This is a genomic window from Actinomadura soli, from assembly GCF_005889715.1.
GTDB classification, from domain to species: Bacteria; Actinomycetota; Actinomycetes; order Streptosporangiales; family Streptosporangiaceae; genus Spirillospora; species Spirillospora soli.
On sequence record NZ_VCKW01000206.1, the window covers coordinates 1 to 15,097 of the forward strand.

The 15,097-nt window shown below is 70.5% G+C and carries 16 protein-coding genes; 5 read left to right on the forward strand and 11 right to left on the reverse strand.

Translation table 11 applies throughout. The features are described 5' to 3' along the window. From ETD83_RS30550 to ETD83_RS30560, 3 genes are all read left to right on the forward strand, one after another. Positions 1–380 (forward strand): ATP-binding protein (locus ETD83_RS30550; RefSeq protein ID WP_205717973.1); only part of this gene is annotated, 380 nt, incomplete at its 5' end. Positions 381–440: 60 nt separating this feature from the next. Then, a complete protein-coding gene (locus ETD83_RS30555) occupies positions 441–1,157 on the forward strand; it encodes an ANTAR domain-containing protein (RefSeq protein ID WP_171064522.1) in 717 nt (238 codons plus the stop codon). Positions 1,158–1,292: 135 nt separating this feature from the next. Next, on the forward strand, positions 1,293–2,066 hold the full coding sequence (locus ETD83_RS30560) for a GAF and ANTAR domain-containing protein (RefSeq protein ID WP_230421301.1): 774 nt from the start codon (positions 1,293–1,295) through the stop codon (positions 2,064–2,066). Between the two features lie 63 nt (positions 2,067–2,129). Here the strand turns inward: ETD83_RS30560 and ETD83_RS30565 are convergent, their stop codons facing one another. From ETD83_RS30565 to ETD83_RS30580, 4 genes are all read right to left on the reverse strand, one after another. Then, the gene (locus ETD83_RS30565) at positions 2,130–2,480 is read right to left on the reverse strand and encodes an anti-sigma factor antagonist (RefSeq protein ID WP_138648682.1); all 351 of its coding nucleotides are present in this window, start codon (positions 2,478–2,480) and stop codon (positions 2,130–2,132) included. Positions 2,481–2,817: 337 nt separating this feature from the next. After that, the gene (locus tag ETD83_RS30570) at positions 2,818–3,450 is read right to left on the reverse strand and encodes an alpha/beta hydrolase (RefSeq protein ID WP_138648683.1); all 633 of its coding nucleotides are present in this window, start codon (positions 3,448–3,450) and stop codon (positions 2,818–2,820) included. After that, complete coding sequence (locus tag ETD83_RS30575; protein ID WP_138648684.1) at positions 3,435–4,613, reverse strand: N(5)-(carboxyethyl)ornithine synthase; 1,179 nt, start codon at positions 4,611–4,613, stop codon at positions 3,435–3,437. Before ETD83_RS30575 ends, ETD83_RS30570 begins: the two co-directional genes overlap by 16 nt. A 537-nt stretch (positions 4,614–5,150) precedes the next feature. Then, positions 5,151–5,489: a UBP-type zinc finger domain-containing protein gene (locus ETD83_RS30580; RefSeq protein WP_205717974.1), complete on the reverse strand. Its 339-nt coding sequence runs from the start codon at positions 5,487–5,489 to the stop codon at positions 5,151–5,153. Between the two features lie 247 nt (positions 5,490–5,736). Between ETD83_RS30580 and ETD83_RS30585 the strand changes: the two genes are divergently transcribed. Beyond that, the gene (locus ETD83_RS30585; RefSeq protein WP_138648685.1) at positions 5,737–6,690 is read left to right on the forward strand and encodes a LysR family transcriptional regulator; all 954 of its coding nucleotides are present in this window, start codon (positions 5,737–5,739) and stop codon (positions 6,688–6,690) included. A gap of 29 nt (positions 6,691–6,719) precedes the next feature. Here the strand turns inward: ETD83_RS30585 and ETD83_RS30590 are convergent, their stop codons facing one another. The 6 genes from ETD83_RS30590 to ETD83_RS30615 form a co-directional block, all read right to left on the reverse strand. After that, positions 6,720–8,429, reverse strand: coding sequence for a SpoIIE family protein phosphatase (locus ETD83_RS30590; protein WP_268920510.1), 1,710 nt, complete (start codon positions 8,427–8,429; stop codon positions 6,720–6,722). A 285-nt stretch (positions 8,430–8,714) separates the two neighbouring features. Further along, positions 8,715–9,194 (reverse strand): DUF5994 family protein, encoded by a 480-nt coding sequence (locus ETD83_RS30595; protein ID WP_138648687.1) that lies wholly within the window; start codon positions 9,192–9,194, stop codon positions 8,715–8,717. Positions 9,195–9,416: 222 nt separating this feature from the next. Then, complete coding sequence (locus ETD83_RS30600; RefSeq protein WP_138648688.1) at positions 9,417–9,869, reverse strand: hypothetical protein; 453 nt, start codon at positions 9,867–9,869, stop codon at positions 9,417–9,419. A 462-nt stretch (positions 9,870–10,331) separates the two neighbouring features. Further along, on the reverse strand, positions 10,332–11,210 hold the full coding sequence (locus tag ETD83_RS30605; RefSeq protein ID WP_138648689.1) for a hypothetical protein: 879 nt from the start codon (positions 11,208–11,210) through the stop codon (positions 10,332–10,334). A 190-nt stretch (positions 11,211–11,400) separates the two neighbouring features. Beyond that, positions 11,401–12,408 (reverse strand): DUF5753 domain-containing protein, encoded by a 1,008-nt coding sequence (locus tag ETD83_RS30610; protein WP_138648690.1) that lies wholly within the window; start codon positions 12,406–12,408, stop codon positions 11,401–11,403. Positions 12,409–12,551: 143 nt separating this feature from the next. Then, entirely contained in the window at positions 12,552–13,373 is an 822-nt protein-coding gene (locus tag ETD83_RS30615) for an SAM-dependent methyltransferase (protein ID WP_230421302.1), read from the reverse strand. 396 nt (positions 13,374–13,769) lie between these two features. On the opposite strand from ETD83_RS30615, the gene ETD83_RS30620 reads away from it, so the two are divergent. After that, a complete protein-coding gene (locus tag ETD83_RS30620; RefSeq protein ID WP_171064524.1) occupies positions 13,770–14,555 on the forward strand; it encodes an AfsR/SARP family transcriptional regulator in 786 nt (261 codons plus the stop codon). Positions 14,556–14,626: 71 nt separating this feature from the next. Here the strand turns inward: ETD83_RS30620 and ETD83_RS30625 are convergent, their stop codons facing one another. Next, positions 14,627–15,046, reverse strand: coding sequence for a hypothetical protein (locus tag ETD83_RS30625; protein WP_138648692.1), 420 nt, complete (start codon positions 15,044–15,046; stop codon positions 14,627–14,629). Positions 15,047–15,097: the final 51 nt, after the last annotated feature.

A 15,097-nucleotide genomic window follows, 5' to 3' on the forward strand; every position in this document is an offset into this window, starting at 1 on the left:
CGACGGTGATGGTCAGCGAGCTTGTCACCAACGCGGTGGTGCACGGCGGCGGGAACGTGTCGCTGCTGCTGGCGGGCTCGGTGGCGGACGGGGGCGAGGGCGGCGAGGTGGTGTGCGGCGTGGGCGATGCGAGCACGGTTTCGCCCCGGATGCGGCGGGCGCGTCCGGGCGATGAGGGTGGTCGCGGCCTCGCGCTGGTGGCGGCGCTGGCGTCCCGGTGCGGGTGGTATCGGGCCGGGGCGGGCAAGGTGGTGTGGTTCTCCCAGCGACTGCCGTCCGCGGACGGTTGCCGTGGGGACGGTTTCCCTGCCGAGGCGGGTCCGCCGCATCCGCTGCTGGACGGGGCCGCGCGGTGGCGATGGGCGGCACGGCACCCTTAGCGGCGGCGGGGGGCGTAGGTTGAGGGGTGCATACATCGGAGCGCGGGGCGGTCGTTGGTGGTGATCGACGGTGGTGAGGTCGATGTCTGGGCGTTGATCGCCGCGTGCGCGCGGCGGCGGGCCGCGCCGATCGCGGCGCAGGACGCCTGCACCGCCTGCCTCCAGGCGCTGGCACTCAGCGGGGTCGGGGTGTCGCTGGTCACCGATGGCCGGCTGGAACCGGTGCACGTCGCCGGGGACCTGGGCCGCGGGCTGCTGGAGGCCGAGCTGACCAGCGGGGACGGCCCGTGCGTGGAGGCGATGGCCACCGGTGGTCCGGTGCTGGCGGCCGACCTGGCCGCACCCGAGTGCGGACTGCGTTGGCCGGCGTTCACCGCCGTCGCGCAGGCCGCCAGGGTGCGGGCGGCGTTCGCGTTCCCGTTGGCCAGCGGCGCGGTCAGGGTCGGGGTGCTGGTGCTGGGCCGGGACCGGCCCGGCGGGCTGGAGGTCGCCGAGTGCACCCGCGCGCTGATCTTCGCCGATGCGATCCTGGCGCTGCTGCTCAACGACCGGGCCGGCGCCGGCGCGCAGGCGCTGCCGGCCGGTTCGCTGGCGCTCGGCCCGCAGATCCATCAGGCGGCCGGGATGGTGTCGGTACAGATGGACTGCGGGATCGACGAGGCACTGGTGCGGCTGCGCGCGCACGCCTTCGCCCATGACGTCCCGCTCACCCAGGTCGCCCGGCAGGTGGTCGAGCGGCACCTGCGGTTCACCCCGGACGCCCCCACGCCAGGCTGACCCCACCGAGCACCCGTCCCCGTCTACGACGCCGCAAGCGGCATTTCGATGGTTTCGGACGGCCGGTATCCGGAACGACTCCGGAGTAAGGCTTCGACCGCTACGCACTCCTGCGGCGGGCGTAGGCTGCGATGTGTGAGCACCAATCCAGCCCCGGCACAGCAGAGGGTGGCCCAGACGTTCGTGGCGCTGGCCGACACGCTGGTGTCGGAGTTCGATGTCATCGACTTCCTGCAGCAGCTGTCGGAACGGTGCGTGGAGCTGCTGGAGGTGGACGCGGCCGGGCTCCTGGTCACCGACCAGCGCGGCCATCTGCGGTTGATGGCCGCCTCCAGCGAGCAGACCCGGCTGCTGGAGCTGTTCCAGCTCCAGACCGAGCAGGGCCCGTGCCTGGACTGCTTCCATACCGGCACCGTCGTGCACTGCGCCGACCTTCACCAGGACGACGCGACGCGGCAATGGCCGCGGTTCGCTCCGCGCGCCCGCGACAGCGGCTTCGGGGCGGTGTCGGCGCTGCCGATGCGGCTGCGCACCGAGCTGATCGGCGCGATGAACCTGTTCCGCGCCCGGCCCGGCCCGCTGACCGCCGACCAGGTCAGCCTCGCGCAGGCGATGGCCGACGTCGCCACCATCGGGCTGCTCCAGGAACGCGCGATCCGCCACAGCCAGATCCTCACCGAACAGCTGCAGACCGCGCTCAACAGCCGGGTGGTGATCGAACAGGCCAAGGGCGTGCTGGCCGAACGGCACGACTGCTCGATGGAGCAAGCCTTCACCGCCCTGCGCGATCACGCCCGCAACCACAACCATCGCCTCACCGACCTGGCCCACGCCCTGGTGACCCGCGCCCTGGACCCCACCGACCTCGACCGGATCGCCGAACGCGCCAACGGCGACACCACCGGCTGACCACCCCGGCCACCTCAGCCGCCCGGACCGGCGACCAGCCCCACCCGGACGACATGCGCGGACTCAGCCGTCGTCGATCTCGCCCGGCCCGGCCAGCCCGGTCAGTCCGGTCAGCTTCAGCAACCGCCACAGCGCCGGAGACACGCCCGCCAGCAGCAGCAGCGCCCCCTCGCGCCGAGCGCGTTTCCGCAAGTCCACCAGCGCCCCCAGCCCCGACGCGTCGATGAACGACATACCGCTGACCTGCACCACAACCTGCTCGACCACCCGCCCGCGCACGATCCCGTCCAGCACAGCACCCACACAAACGCGAAGAACTCCGACCGTGGCCATGTCCACCTCCCCGACCACGGTCACCGTCACCGTGCCACCGGCACGGCCGATCGACACACGAAACTCGTCAACATGATCCATCCAGCCCAGCCCCGGGGGGAGTCGCGACAGAAACGTTCACCGGCAGCCGCGAACACTCGCCCCAGCCGGCACCCGGCACAGGCCCGGCACCGAACCAAGCAGCACGCCAACGACCACCGGCACCGACATCCGCCGTGACGCAGGGTCTGGACGACACGCATCAGATCATTCGGTGTGCGATGCACCAGACGACGCGATCACCCTGATCACACCATCTGCCACTAAACGTAGCGATACGCGCGTGATCAAATCCGCCGAACACCCACACCCCGCTCACCCCGCGCGCTCGTCCTGCCGTTCCCGGGTCGGGACCCGGGAGTCGTGGCCGTCGGGGTCGTCATGGTTGGGCGAGGCGGTCGAGCAGCCAGACTTCGATGCCGACGCTCAAGTCGTAGGTGCCGAACTGCAGCGCGGCCCCCACGACGCCGTCGACGGCCCCTCGATCCCTCAGCCGGAGCAGGGTCGCCAGGGCAAGTGTCGCTCCGGCTGAGCTCCCGCCGATCACCAGGCGCGCTGTTCCGAAACGTTCACGAGCTTGTTCGAGGAGCCACAGTGCCGCCGCTTCGCAGTCGTCGGGGGCGGCGGGCCAGGGGTCCTCGGGCGCGAGTCGATAGTCGACGCTCACGACCGCGAGGTGCAGGGCGTCCGCGAGCCGGCGGTTGCGTACGTCCCCGGCCGCTGCGGAGTCCATGTAGAAGCCGCCGCCGTGTATGTCCAGATAGACGCCTCGCGGTCGCCCGCCGGACGGTGTGAAGATCCGCACCGGCACACCGATTCCCGCGGCCTCGACCACCTCTTCGATGGCCGGCGGATCGGCCGGGGCAGGTGCGGACCTCTTCGCGCGTACTTCCTTCAGCTCCGCCAATGTGCTGGGGCCGCGTCCGGCCGCTCTCGTCCTGTAGAAGTCCCGAGCTTCGTCGACCTGCTCTGCCGGGAGGTCAGCGAACAGGTCGTTCAGCGAGAGTCGCACGCGGCCTTCCGGGGGTGGGGGTAGGTGGGTGAGCGGTGCTGAAAGGACAGGATGTCGGGGTTCTGGACGACACCGTCACGGATCTCCACTGCGCGCTCGAGGATCGTGTCGGTCTCCAGGGCGGAGGGGTCGGCCAGGACCGCGTGCAGATGCGGCAGCAGGGCCTCGCTGATCTCCCAGGTCGCCGAGTCCCAGAGGTAGGACGGGGTGTGGTCCACGCCGTAGTGGTTGACGTTGCCGCCGACCGTGTACATGGGGTCGTCGAACGAGGTCGGGCGGGCCCACTCGAAACCCATTCCCTCGTCGCAGGACACGTCGATGACCAAGGTGCCCGAGGGGAACAGCGGCAGGTCGCCGTTGGTGGCGAACATGAGCGGGGCGCCGGGGTCCTGCAGGACGCAGTTGACGATGATGTCGTGCCGGGCAAGGAAGGCGGCGGCCGGCATCATGCCGTCGTCGGTGAGGACGCGGGTGCGGGCCGGGTCGTCGGGGTCGCGGTCGAAGTGGACGATCCGGGCCGAGTGGATCGGTGAGCCGACCGCGCTCACGCCCCGCTGCGTCAGGATGTCGACGTCGTGGACTCCGTGCGCGTTCAGGGCGGTGACCGCGCCGCGGCCGGTCGCACCGAAGCTGATGACGGCGGCGCGGCGGCGCCGTCCGTAGGCGCCGGTGGCGCCGGTCAGGGCGAGGGCGTGCAGCACCGAGCAGTAGCCGGCGAGTTCGTTGTTCTTGTGGAAGACGTGCAGGGCGAAGCCGCCGTCGGACGTCCAGTGGTTCATCGCCTCGAACGCGATCAGCGTCAGCCGCCCGTCGATGGCGAGCTGGGTGATCTCCGGGTCCTGGACGCAGTGCGGCCAGCCCCACAGGGTCTGCCCCGGGCGCATCTGCTTGAGGTCATCGGGCTGGGGTTTGAGGATCACGATGACGCCGCAGCGGGCGATGAGCTCCTCGCGGGACAGGAGCCCGGCGACATGCGGCGCCAATTGCTCGTCCGGGACACCGAACGGCTCGCCGTATCCGCGTTCGAGATAGACGCGTGAGCGGAGCGCGGGGTCGATCCGGTCGAGGTGCAGCGGGTGGATCGGTTGCCGGCGCTCGTTCTCCTTGCCCGATCGCGCGGTGATCCCGAGTGTTGGTCCGGTCGGCGTTCCGCCGCCGTTCAATCGACTGTCAGGACGTCGAGGCGGTAGGGGGATGAAGCGTCCCCTCCGGTGTGGCTTCGGGCGGGCATGAGTCTCCGATCGTTGCCAGGTGCCCGCAGTGTACGCGCGAGCCGCCCATCCTCGGGTTCGGCGGCCTCGCCGCTCCGCCGATCAGCCCTCGTGATGAGCCGTTCGCCGATCGCCTGTGTCCCTGGAGAGATCACTGGACTTGGCTGGACAGGGCCGGTCACCGCTGGGACCGCGCTGATCAACCGGGGCCGTCCGACGCACGGTGAGCAGCCCCTCATAGCACCGGACGGCCCTGGCCGTCAGCCCCTCCCGTTCCGGAGGACACCCTGAACGCCGAGCACGTCACCGACACCTCACCGGGCTTCAGGCGCGCCGTCCGCCGGCGCCGGCGCCGATACGGCGGCGCCGCTTCTCCCCCGAATCCACCGTGGCCGCCCGGGACGGCGCTCCAGTGTGGCCACGCGGTCCTTACAGGGGCGATCGTGCTGGCCGCCTGCGGTGCCGTCCCGGTCGGCCGTGGCCGCCCGGTCAGACTTCGCGGCGGTGGACGTAGCACCATTTCCACGTGGATCCGGGCTCCAGGGCGCCGACGACGGGGTGGTCGGTCTCCAGGTAGTGCGCTCGGCCGTGCTGGTGGGGCGAATCGTCGGAGCACGCCACCCAGCCGCAGTTCAGGCAGACCCGCAGCCTCGTCCAGGTGGCGTCGAGCGCCTGGCAGGCCGGGCAGCGCTCCGACCGCGGGGTCACCGGCATCAGCCCGTCGAGGTGCTCACAGTACGGCGCCGATCCGTTCGGGCTGATCGGGAAGATGGACGCCATCTGGAGCCGCCTGTCGCGGTCGATGTTCAATGCGGGTTCTCTCCCCATGATTTCCGCGTCCGTCCGGTGGACGGGATACGGCACTGCCGAGTGAATCGCCGCGTGCGCCGTCCGGAAACCGCCAAGGCGAGCGGAACTCATCACCAGGGCCCATAACGCCTGCGCGGGGCGGCCGGAGCCTTCCTGCCGATCGGGGCGCGACCATATGCTCTGTGGCGGAGCCTTCCTGCTCGGCGCCGACCTCGGCTAAGCGTTCGGACGTGGCGGAAACAGGCTTCCGTCTCGGACAACGGCGATGTCGCGTGCGGGGGTGCCGGTCGTGGAGCTGCGCCAACTGCGCTATTTCGTGACCGTTGCCGATGAACTGCACTTCGGCCGCGCGGCGGCCCAGGAGCACATCGTGCAGTCGGCGTTGAGCCAGCAGATCCAGCGGCTGGAGCGTGAGCTGGGGGTCCGGCTGCTGGAGCGCAGCACGCACCATGTCGCGCTGACCGCCGCCGGCGCGGCGTTCCTGGTCGAGGCCCGGCAGATCCTGGCGCACGTGGACCGGGCCGTCGCGGCCGCCCGCACCGCCGGCAGCGCGCCGCCCGCCCTGCGCGTGGGGATCATCGACGCGAGTTACGACTCGATGCCCCAGATCCTCCAGGAGGCGCAGGCGCACCACCCCGGCCTGGTCGTCCATCAGATCGAGGCGGGCGTGCCCGAGCAGTACCAGCTGCTCGCCGACGGCCGCCTCGACGTCGGCATCGGCCGCGCCGCGCTCGCCCCGCCCGAGATCGCCTCGCAGGTGTTCCGGCACGACCCGCTCGGCGTCCTCATCCCGCGCGGACACCGTTTCGCCGACCTGGACGCGGTGCCGGTCGCCGACCTGGCCCGGGAGCCGCTGCTGCTCGCCGAGGAGGTCCGAGCCCCGGAGTTCAACCAGTTCACCGTCGAGCTGTGCCGGGCCGCCGGTTTCACACCGACGGTGTACGCGGGGACGGTCGAGAGCATCCGGGCCGCCGCCGACCTGGTCGCCCAGGGGCGCTGCCTGTACTGCGTGCCGTCCTCGTGCATCAACGCGCTGCCCGGCACCCTGTGGCGGCCGCTCACCGAGCCCGCGTCCTACTACCCCTGGTCGGTCCTGTGGCGCGCCGGCGACGACTCCGACCAGGTCGCCGCCATCGTCGACTGCGCGCGCGCCATATCCGCGCGGCTCGGCTGGCTCATCGCGCCAGACCGGCTGGCCCCGGATTCCACGGCGGACTGAACCTCGGACACATCCCAGTGCGCGAGGCGCTAGCCGGGGATGCGGACGGCCAGGAGCGCGACATCGTCCTCACCACTGGGCTCCACACGCTCAAGGAGCTTGTCGCACAGCTCGGGCAAGGGGAGCTGGGCCAGGTGGGAACCGTGGCGGCGGAGGCTGGTGAGACGGTCGGACAGGTCGGAGTCGCGGGTCTCGACGAGGCCGTCGGTGTAGAGCAGGAGGGTCGAGGACGGCGGGAGGACGCAGGTGCCGTCGGGGCGGGTTCCGGTGAGGTCGGGGTCGCCGAGCAGGGTCCCGTGCTCGTCCAGGAAGCGTGTGCCGCCGTCGCGGGTGATCAGCAGGGGCGGTGGATGGCCGGCGTTGCACCAGCGCAGGTGCCATCGCCCGTCCGGGTGCTCTTCGACGCGGCCGAACACGGCGGTGGCGAGTTCGGCGTCGCTGACGGCGGCCATGACGCCGTCCAGGCGCGCAAGTACCCGGCTGGGCGGCTCGGCCATGTCCCACGCCAGGGCCCTGAGCATGTTCCGGACCTGGGCCATGCGGGCCGCGGCGGACAGATCGTGGCCCTCGATGTCGCCGATGACCAGCCCGGTGGCGCCGTCGGGCAGCGTGAACGCGTCGTACCAGTCGCCGCCGACCCAGCTGACCTGGGTCGCGGGCACGTACCTGGCCTCCAGCCGCAGGTCGCCCCGCTGCGGCAGCGGCGTGAGCAGGTTGCGCTGCATCGCCTCGGCCGTGTTGCGCTGCTCGGCGTACAGGCGGGCGTTGGCCAGGACCAGGCCGGTGCGGCGCGCGACGTCCTCCACCACGAGCCTGTCGCCCGGCCCGTAGACCTGCCCGGGACGCGAGTAGCCCAGCGTCAGCGCGCCGTAGGTCTCGCCGCGGGCCGCCAGCGGGGCGATGATCGCGTTCTGGGCGTCCATGACCTGGAAGAGTTCGTGCCGGGCCGCGTCCAGCGGTTCGTCGGAGCCCGCCTCGGCCTCGCCGCTGACGACGACCGCGCCGCCGCCGCGCAGCACCCGGGCCAGCGGTCCGCGCGGTGTCCGCGGGATGGGTGGAAGCGGCCCTTCGAGCCCGGCGATGTCGGCGGCGGACAGCTCGTGGTGCGTCGCGGCCACCCGCTCGACGCGGCCGTCGGGAACCAGCAGGTCGACCTCGGCCCAGTCCCCCAGCGCGGGCACCACGAGCCGGACCAGCCGCCGCAGCAGTTCCGCCTCGTTCAGCGTGGACGACAGCACCGTCGTGATCTCGGCGACCAGTGTCAGCCGGGAGTTGGCCCGCTGCACCTGGGCCAGCCGGTCGCGCCGCTCGCGTTCGACTGCGGCGCGGTCGGCGGCGTCCTGGAAGACGATGACCAGCCCGGCCACCGCACCCGTCTGCGGTCCTGTCCCGGGCGGGTCGCCGGTGTAGATCGGCGCGGACGACCAGGAGCACATCACCATCCGGCCGTCGCGATGGGCGAACCGCTGGTCGTCCCCGTGGTCGGGGACACCGGTGCGCAGCACGTCCAGGAGGCGGCAGTCCCGTTCGGGCGGGACGTGTCCGTCGGCGTCCCGGTGCAGAAGCCCGTGCATCGGCCGTCCGAGCACCTCGTCGCGGGTGTAGCCGAGCAGCTGCTGCGCGCGCGGGTTCCAGGCCGTGATCCGGCCGGACTCGTCGGTGGCGAGAACCCCGGAGTTCATCGCCTCCACGAGACGGTCATGTATCGTGCCCGGCCGATCGTCCACCTGCCCGGCCATGCTCACCCCCTGAATCGGACATCAAGTTCATTCCCTTCGGTTCACCTCGAACACTTCGGCGCAGGTCGTCCCTTGGGAAGGTGAGGTGGCCGAAAGCCGTTCCGGTCCGAGGGCCGGCGGCGGGTCCGCCCGTTACGGGGTGGCGGTGTGGATGAGGAACTCGTGGACGGGCGCCGTGGGAGGTCCGGTGAACTCACCGGCCGCGGCGGGTGCGGGCTCCGGCGCGACTCGCCGCCGGCCACGGGCGGGCGTGGGCATCGGGCGGTGGGTCAGGCGCCGGGTGGCTCAGGGGCGGCCGGCGGGGACGCCGCAGGAGGCCAGGATCTCCTGTGGCATCGTGTCGCCGATCTCGGCCCCGCATCTGGCCAGAGCGTCCTCGCCCGCCGCCGGCGCCGTTCCCGGTGGGATGACGAGAAGCAACGTCGGGGCGGCGCGGCCGCAGGTGAGCGCGAGCATGTGGTCGAGGTGGGCGAGCCAGCCCACCCTGACCTCGCGTCCCGAAACGGTGATGCGCAGCGGGATGTCGTCCCAGTCGTTGAAGTCGATGGTCACGCGGGCTGCCGCGTCGGGCGCGATGTCGAGGACGGTCAGCAGTTCGGTGAGTTCGGCGGCGGTGTCACGGGATCGCGGCCACCAGCCGCCGTTCATGACCCCGCGTTCCGCTTGGCCGGGGGCCAGACGCAGGCGCGGCGCGGGCGGTGCCATGGGTTCGGACGCCGTGTTCGTGGCGATCGGAGCGGCAGGCTGGGCGGTGTCGCGGGCCATGAAGGGCCCCATTCTCGGCCCGTACGGGACCGGTTCGTGTGTCGCCGGGGGACGTCGCCGGCAAGGCGGCCCGCGCTCGAAAGGTCCCCGGCACCCGTGAGTCTACGTCACCACGGCGTCACCACGGGGGCGCGACGGGACGCGCGGACCTGCCGATCTCCGGCCGGACGTCAGGGATGAGCGTCGCCGGGACAGGGCCTCGTTACCGGCGGTTCGCGCTTCTCAGGGGACCCACGTCCATGCCGTGGCGTGGGTCTCTTTCACATCGACGGTGACCTTTTCGATCCTTCTGTCGTCGAGCAGGTGGAATCCTTGGATCGCATCGCACAGTGGTTCGGACGCGATGACCGCGAACTCCGCCCCCTGATCTCTCATTCTCGCTTTGAATTCCGGCGCGTCGAGGAGTCGTGCGGCCCTGTTGAGGACGCCGCCGGTATAGCCCGTGTCGTCCTTGTGGAGGTAGCCGGCGTCCAGGGCCAGGCGAAGCTGTATCCGCACGTCGGGCGCGGTGGCCAAATTGTGCCTCCGCACGGCGTCGCCCAGCCGTCGTGGAAAGTCGGTGGTCAGTACCTCGATCCGTCCCTTTTCGACGACGATCATGAGCCCGTCGCCCCGGTCGCGATGCACCTCGGGTCGCCAGCGGATCCCAAGGTCCGCGGCGGTCTGCTCGACCATCGAGAACATCGCGGACCGTGCGTGCGCCTGGGCGGCCTCGTCGCGGCCGGTGTAGCGGCAGATGTCCAGGGCGAGGCAGTGCCGGTAGCGGGGTTTCAGGGTACGGGACCATGAGCTGAAAGGAGGCATCGCTGACCTTCGTTTCGTGCCAGGAGGGCAGTGATTCGGACGTTGCTTGACAGGCTGTTCTCTTGCGGGTGGCGCGGCCCAGCGCGTTATCGGCGCGCCGTTCCCGCCCCGCTGTGGGGTGCGGCCGGGGGTAACAGGCCGACTCCGTCGACAGCAGGTTGGACAAGCACAACCATGACACAAGCCATGCCCTAATAGCGCCTTTCGGACATATTCGATTGTGAAATTCTACGAAACATAGAGCATGGTGAAGAAATGATAAGAAAAAGTCGTGGCGGTCGGCCATAAGTACCTGGTCGAGGGCGGGCCCGTGCCGCGGATCCCGTACCCGGGTCAGTCGCGGAGTCGCGGCGCCTGGCTCTGGAGGCGGAGGTTGTCGGCGCGATCGGCGCAGTAGGCGAAGACGCCGGCGGCTTCGCCGTCGCCGTCGCCGTCGCCGGCGGCGGCCGCGTGGGCGAGGACGCGGGCGTGCACGGCCGCCTGTTCGGTGTTGAGGGTCGCGTCGGCGTTGAGCAGGCTGGAGGCGGGCGAGGGGCCCGGGGCGGCGGCGGCCGCCTCCATCGCGAAGGTCGCCGCACGCCTGTTGTACGGGGCGCTGGCGGTGCCGAGGACGACGGCGAGTTCGTAGAAGGCGCGGTGGTCCGCGTCGGCCGCGCGCAGTGCCAGCATCCGGGTGTAGTGACCGAGGGCGACCAGCTCGTGGGCCTCGATCGGGGTCACCTCGATGGCGGCCACGCTGATCCGCGCGTCCGATGACGACGCCGCGTCGGGCGCCGGCGCGGGCGCGGGCACACGTAGCGGCGGGTCGGCGTCCAGCACTGCCTCGGGGCCCGACCGCCCTTTGGCCCCTTGGTGCCGATCAAGCATTTTCGCCTGGCTCAGCAATGCCTGCCATCCGGGCAGCGTGGCGCATCCCGGATCGTTGTCCCGTATGTGCGCGCGGTGCGCGAGGTACTGGAGGGCGAGCAGGAGGACACCGAGCTGGTCGCTGGTCGGCATCGTCCGGTGTTTGCCTCGCAGGATCTTGTAGATGTTGATCGGCGACAGCCCGGGCGGGTGGTCCTCGCCCCTGTAGTCGGGATAGAGGCCGCGGACCCGGCTCACGGTCGCGGCGACCACGTCATGCCGGGGTTCCCCGCAGTGGGCGTAGTAGCTGAAGAACAGCTCGACGAACAACCGGTGCGCGGGCGTCCGCCGCGGCGTCGTTGCCATGGCTCTCCTGCGAGGCGAACAGAGTGAGCGGAAGGACGGTTCGGCGCACGGCGCCACGCGAGCGTCCCGTGAATGTCGTGCTGCCCGCGGTCGTGATCATCGGTCCGGCGAAGGCGTTGGGGTGTGAGTGACGGGGGCCGGTCGGCCTGGAACGGCGGCAGCTTCCCAGACATCGGCGCCCGGTTCTGTGTCAACCGCCACATTCCGCCGTCACAGACGGGTCTCGGCCGTCGTCGGCGGACGCCGCCACCCCGCCCGCCAGGTACTGGATCGCCTGGCGCAGCAGGCCGGGGGTCTGATCGGGCCGGGCCGCCTGTACCGCCACCTTGTTCATCCAGTGCCGCGCCTGATCGGCGTCCTGGAAGTACATGGCGGTGCCGAGTTGCTGCAGGTAGGCCAGGCGGGTCACGTCCCGTTCCTGGAGCACCCGCACCAGCGTGATCGGGCCGGGCAGCACCGCCGCGCCCGTCAGCGGCATGATCTGAATGGTGACATGGGGAAGCTCGCAGAGGTCGAGCAGGTGCTCGAGCTGGCGGTACATCACCGTCGTCGAGGCGGCCCGCCGGCGCAGGACGGCCTCGTCGATGACCATCCAGACCCGGGGCGGGTCGGCCGCGTACAGGATCTGCTGGCGCCGTAGCCGCAGTTCCAGCCGCCGCCGGAGTTCTCCGTCACCCGCCCTCGGATGCGCGTACTTGATCAGGACACGCGCGTAGTCGGGGTGCTGCAGCAGATCGGGGACCGCGTCGACGGCGTAGCCGCGGATCATCTGCGCGGCCTGCTCGGCCCCGAGATAGGGCAGGAACCCAGGGCGGATCAGACTGCGATAAGGCTCCCACCACCCCTCCTGCCGTGAGTGCAACGCCAGTTGCAGCAGCACCGACCGGTCGGCATGGTCGGTGACCCCGTACAGCGTGGCCAGGAGCATCACATGGTGCGGGGAGGACGCCGTCACGCCCCGCTCCATCGCCTGCAGCAGCACCGGGGACCCGATCGTCGCTGCGGCGGCCTCCACCGGGACCTGCCGGCGATCACGCAACCCGCGGAGCCGGGCCGCCAGCAGCAGCCGCGGCCGGGTCACCGCATCCGGTTCGCACTGCGGCACCCACACCAGACCCGTGGTGCACCTGCAGCCGGCCTCGCCATCGAGGCCGCCGCCGGCGACGCCGATCCCGCTCCCGCCCTCAGAGCAACTCATGCAGCTGAGGGGCATTCTGGCGCTCATACCCGCGTCAGCCTCAGCTCAGGTCCGTAGACCACGACGACCCTCACCTCCCGTGGCCACCGTCCCAGTCTGCCCAGAAGCCGGTGGTCCGGCGACTCATGTCGCTGTTGCGTCACTCAGTGTTTGACTCCCACGCCACCGAACTGATCGACCTCGCCGGGCAGGACGTCGGGAGCCTCGGGCCGCCACCGGTTGCAGGACACCACACCCGGCGGCAGCAACTCCAGCCCCACCGCGGTGAACAACTCTTCCAACTGCCGCTTGGACCGGCACACCCCTTTGGGGGCGGCGTCCCGGTTCCACATGTCCACCGCGTCCCGGGCCTGCTGCCCGGTGATCTCGTCGGTCTGGTGACTGATCGCCAGATGGCTTCCCGGCGCGACCCGTTCCACCAGGCGTCCCAGGATCCGTACGGCATCGTCGTCGTCGACGATGTGCCAGACCACTCCGAGCATGGTGATCGCCACCGGCCGGGCCATGTCCAGTGTCCGCCCCGCGAGGTCGAGGATACGGTCCGGTTCGTGCATGTCGACGTCGAGATAGTCGGTCATGCCCTCCGGGGTGCTGGTCAGCAACGCGCGCGCGTGCGCCAGGACCAGGGGGTCGTTGTCGACGTAGACAACGCGTGCGTCGGGCCGTAGCCGCTGCGCGACCTCATGGGTGTTGTTGGACGTCGGCAACCCCGTTCCGACGTCCAGGAACTGGCCGATGCCCGCCTCGCCCGCGAAGAACTCCACCACGCGCCGCAGGAACAACCGGTCGGCGCGTGCTTGATCGACGATATCGGGCAGGACCCGCTCGACCTCATCGGCCATCGCCTTGTCGGCCGGGTAGAACTCGTCCCCGCCAAGCCAGTAATCCCACACCCGCGCCGAATTCGGTACGGCGGGATCGACACCGGGAATCGACGGCAGGTCTCGTCCGTGTTGCTCGTCCACGACAACCCATCTAATCAGACATAAGGGTCGCTTAGGGATAAATGGTCCACCTTGGGTGCGGTTTGGCCTCAACAGGTCATCACCCTGCATTGAGCGCACATGACCGCGACCCGCCGAAGACTTGGAGATCATGATACTCACCACTCCGATCGCACAACAGGCGCCTTGCGCCGACGCAAGTCGGCACCCAATTCCCACCTCGCCTGAAATGCCGTTTCGGACACAAGGTGATCATCTGACCCTACGGCGTTGCATCAGTGTTTCCTGGTGAGCGGGTAGTGCCACGGCACTAGTGGGTGGCCTGTTGGCTGGTGAGATAGGGCTCTGGCACCTGTTCGTTCTGGGGGGCGGCCGTCAGGGTGAGCCTTGTCTTTGCCGGAACGGTGGGGAGTGGCCGTGGAAGTGCGACTGCTGGGCTCGGTGACCGCGCGGTTCGGGGAAAGCGAAGCGGTATTGAGGTCCGGACGGGCGCGAGGGCTGCTGGCGGTGCTGGCCTGGGATCCGAACCAGATAATTCCCGACGCCGCGCTGATCGACCGGATCTGGGACGAGTCGCTTCCCCGCCATCCGCGGGCGGCGCTCTACACCCTCGCGGCGCGGTTGCGGGCGGCGTTCGCCGAGGCGTCCGGGGACGCCGCCGAGCGGGAGCGCGTGAGCCGGCGGTGCGGCGGATATGTGCTGCTCGCCGCTCCCGAGGACATCGACCTCCATCGCTTCCGGAGCGCAGTCGGCCAGGCTCGCGAGAACGTCTGGAACGGCGCGGACGCGATGGCCGTCCGCCTTCTCGACGGTGCGATCGGGATGTGGCGGGGCGCGCAGCTCGCCGGGATCACCGGTGCCTGGGCCGACCGGGTCCGCAGGACGCTGGACCAGGAAAGGCTGTCGGCGTTGCTCGCGTGCGCCGAGGCGAGGCTCCGGTTAGGGCGGCACGCCGAAACGGTGCCGTTCCTCACCGGCCTCGCCGACGAGCATCCCTTCGACGAGCAAATCGCGGGCCTGCTGATGGTCGCCTTGTGCCGGAGTGGACGGCAGGGTGCGGCACTTGAACGCTATACGACGGTCCGCACGCGATTGGTGGGGGCGCTCGGCGTTGAGCCGGGTGCCTCCATCAGCGAGCTTCATCGGCGCATTCTGCACGGCGATCTCTCGCCCGTCGCGTCGCCCGGTTTCGATGAGCGGTAGCCGGTGCCTTTGCATGCCCGCCGAGCCGGTCCCCCGGGCCGGCTCGACGGGTGTGGGGAACGGAAGAGGGGTCAGCAGCTGGCGACGAGCTGGGTACGGTCCCATCGCCCGCCGACGTGCCAGATCTTCTTCTTTCCCTTGGTCTTGGCGTTGACGCGGATGCACGTGGTCTTGTAGTTGGGCTTACCGGTGGTCCACGTGCGGACCTTGATGTAGCTCTTGTGGCTGCAGTGGTTGTTGAAGTAGAAGGTCGTGGACTGCTTGCCGGGCGCGAAGGAGATGTTGAACTTCTGGCCCTTGGGCTTGGAGCACTTTCTGCTCATCCGCTTGACGGCCGCCGCGGCGGCCGTCGGCGCCGCGGCATCGGCCTGCTTGGCCGCGGTGTGCGTCGCCGGTGCGGCCTGAGCGGTCGCGGCCATGGCCGGGGTGGCCGCCATGGTGAGTGCCAGTCCGGGGACGGCCACCATTCGGGCCAGTTTCTGATACTGCATCTCGCACACCTTTCTCGCGTATGAATCGTCCCTACGCATGAAGTGTCGCGA

What these genes read in the sequence shown, in the direction of transcription:
- ETD83_RS30565 (WP_138648682.1), bottom strand. Translation starts at nt 2,480, where the DNA reads ATGGATCATGTTGACGAGTTTCGTGTGTCGATCGGCCGTGCCGGTGGC.
- ETD83_RS30580 (WP_205717974.1), bottom strand. Translation starts at nt 5,489, where the DNA reads ATGGGGAGAGAACCCGCATTGAACATCGACCGCGACAGGCGGCTCCAG.
- ETD83_RS30585 (WP_138648685.1), top strand. Translation starts at nt 5,737, where the DNA reads ATGTCGCGTGCGGGGGTGCCGGTCGTGGAGCTGCGCCAACTGCGCTAT.
- ETD83_RS30590 (WP_268920510.1), bottom strand. Translation starts at nt 8,429, where the DNA reads ATGGCCGGGCAGGTGGACGATCGGCCGGGCACGATACATGACCGTCTC.
- ETD83_RS30595 (WP_138648687.1), bottom strand. Translation starts at nt 9,194, where the DNA reads ATGGCCCGCGACACCGCCCAGCCTGCCGCTCCGATCGCCACGAACACG.
- ETD83_RS30600 (WP_138648688.1), bottom strand. Translation starts at nt 9,869, where the DNA reads ATGGTCGAGCAGACCGCCGCGGACCTTGGGATCCGCTGGCGACCCGAG.
- ETD83_RS30605 (WP_138648689.1), bottom strand. Translation starts at nt 11,210, where the DNA reads ATGGCAACGACGCCGCGGCGGACGCCCGCGCACCGGTTGTTCGTCGAG.
- ETD83_RS30610 (WP_138648690.1), bottom strand. Translation starts at nt 12,408, where the DNA reads ATGAGTTGCTCTGAGGGCGGGAGCGGGATCGGCGTCGCCGGCGGCGGC.
- ETD83_RS30625 (WP_138648692.1), bottom strand. Translation starts at nt 15,046, where the DNA reads ATGCAGTATCAGAAACTGGCCCGAATGGTGGCCGTCCCCGGACTGGCA.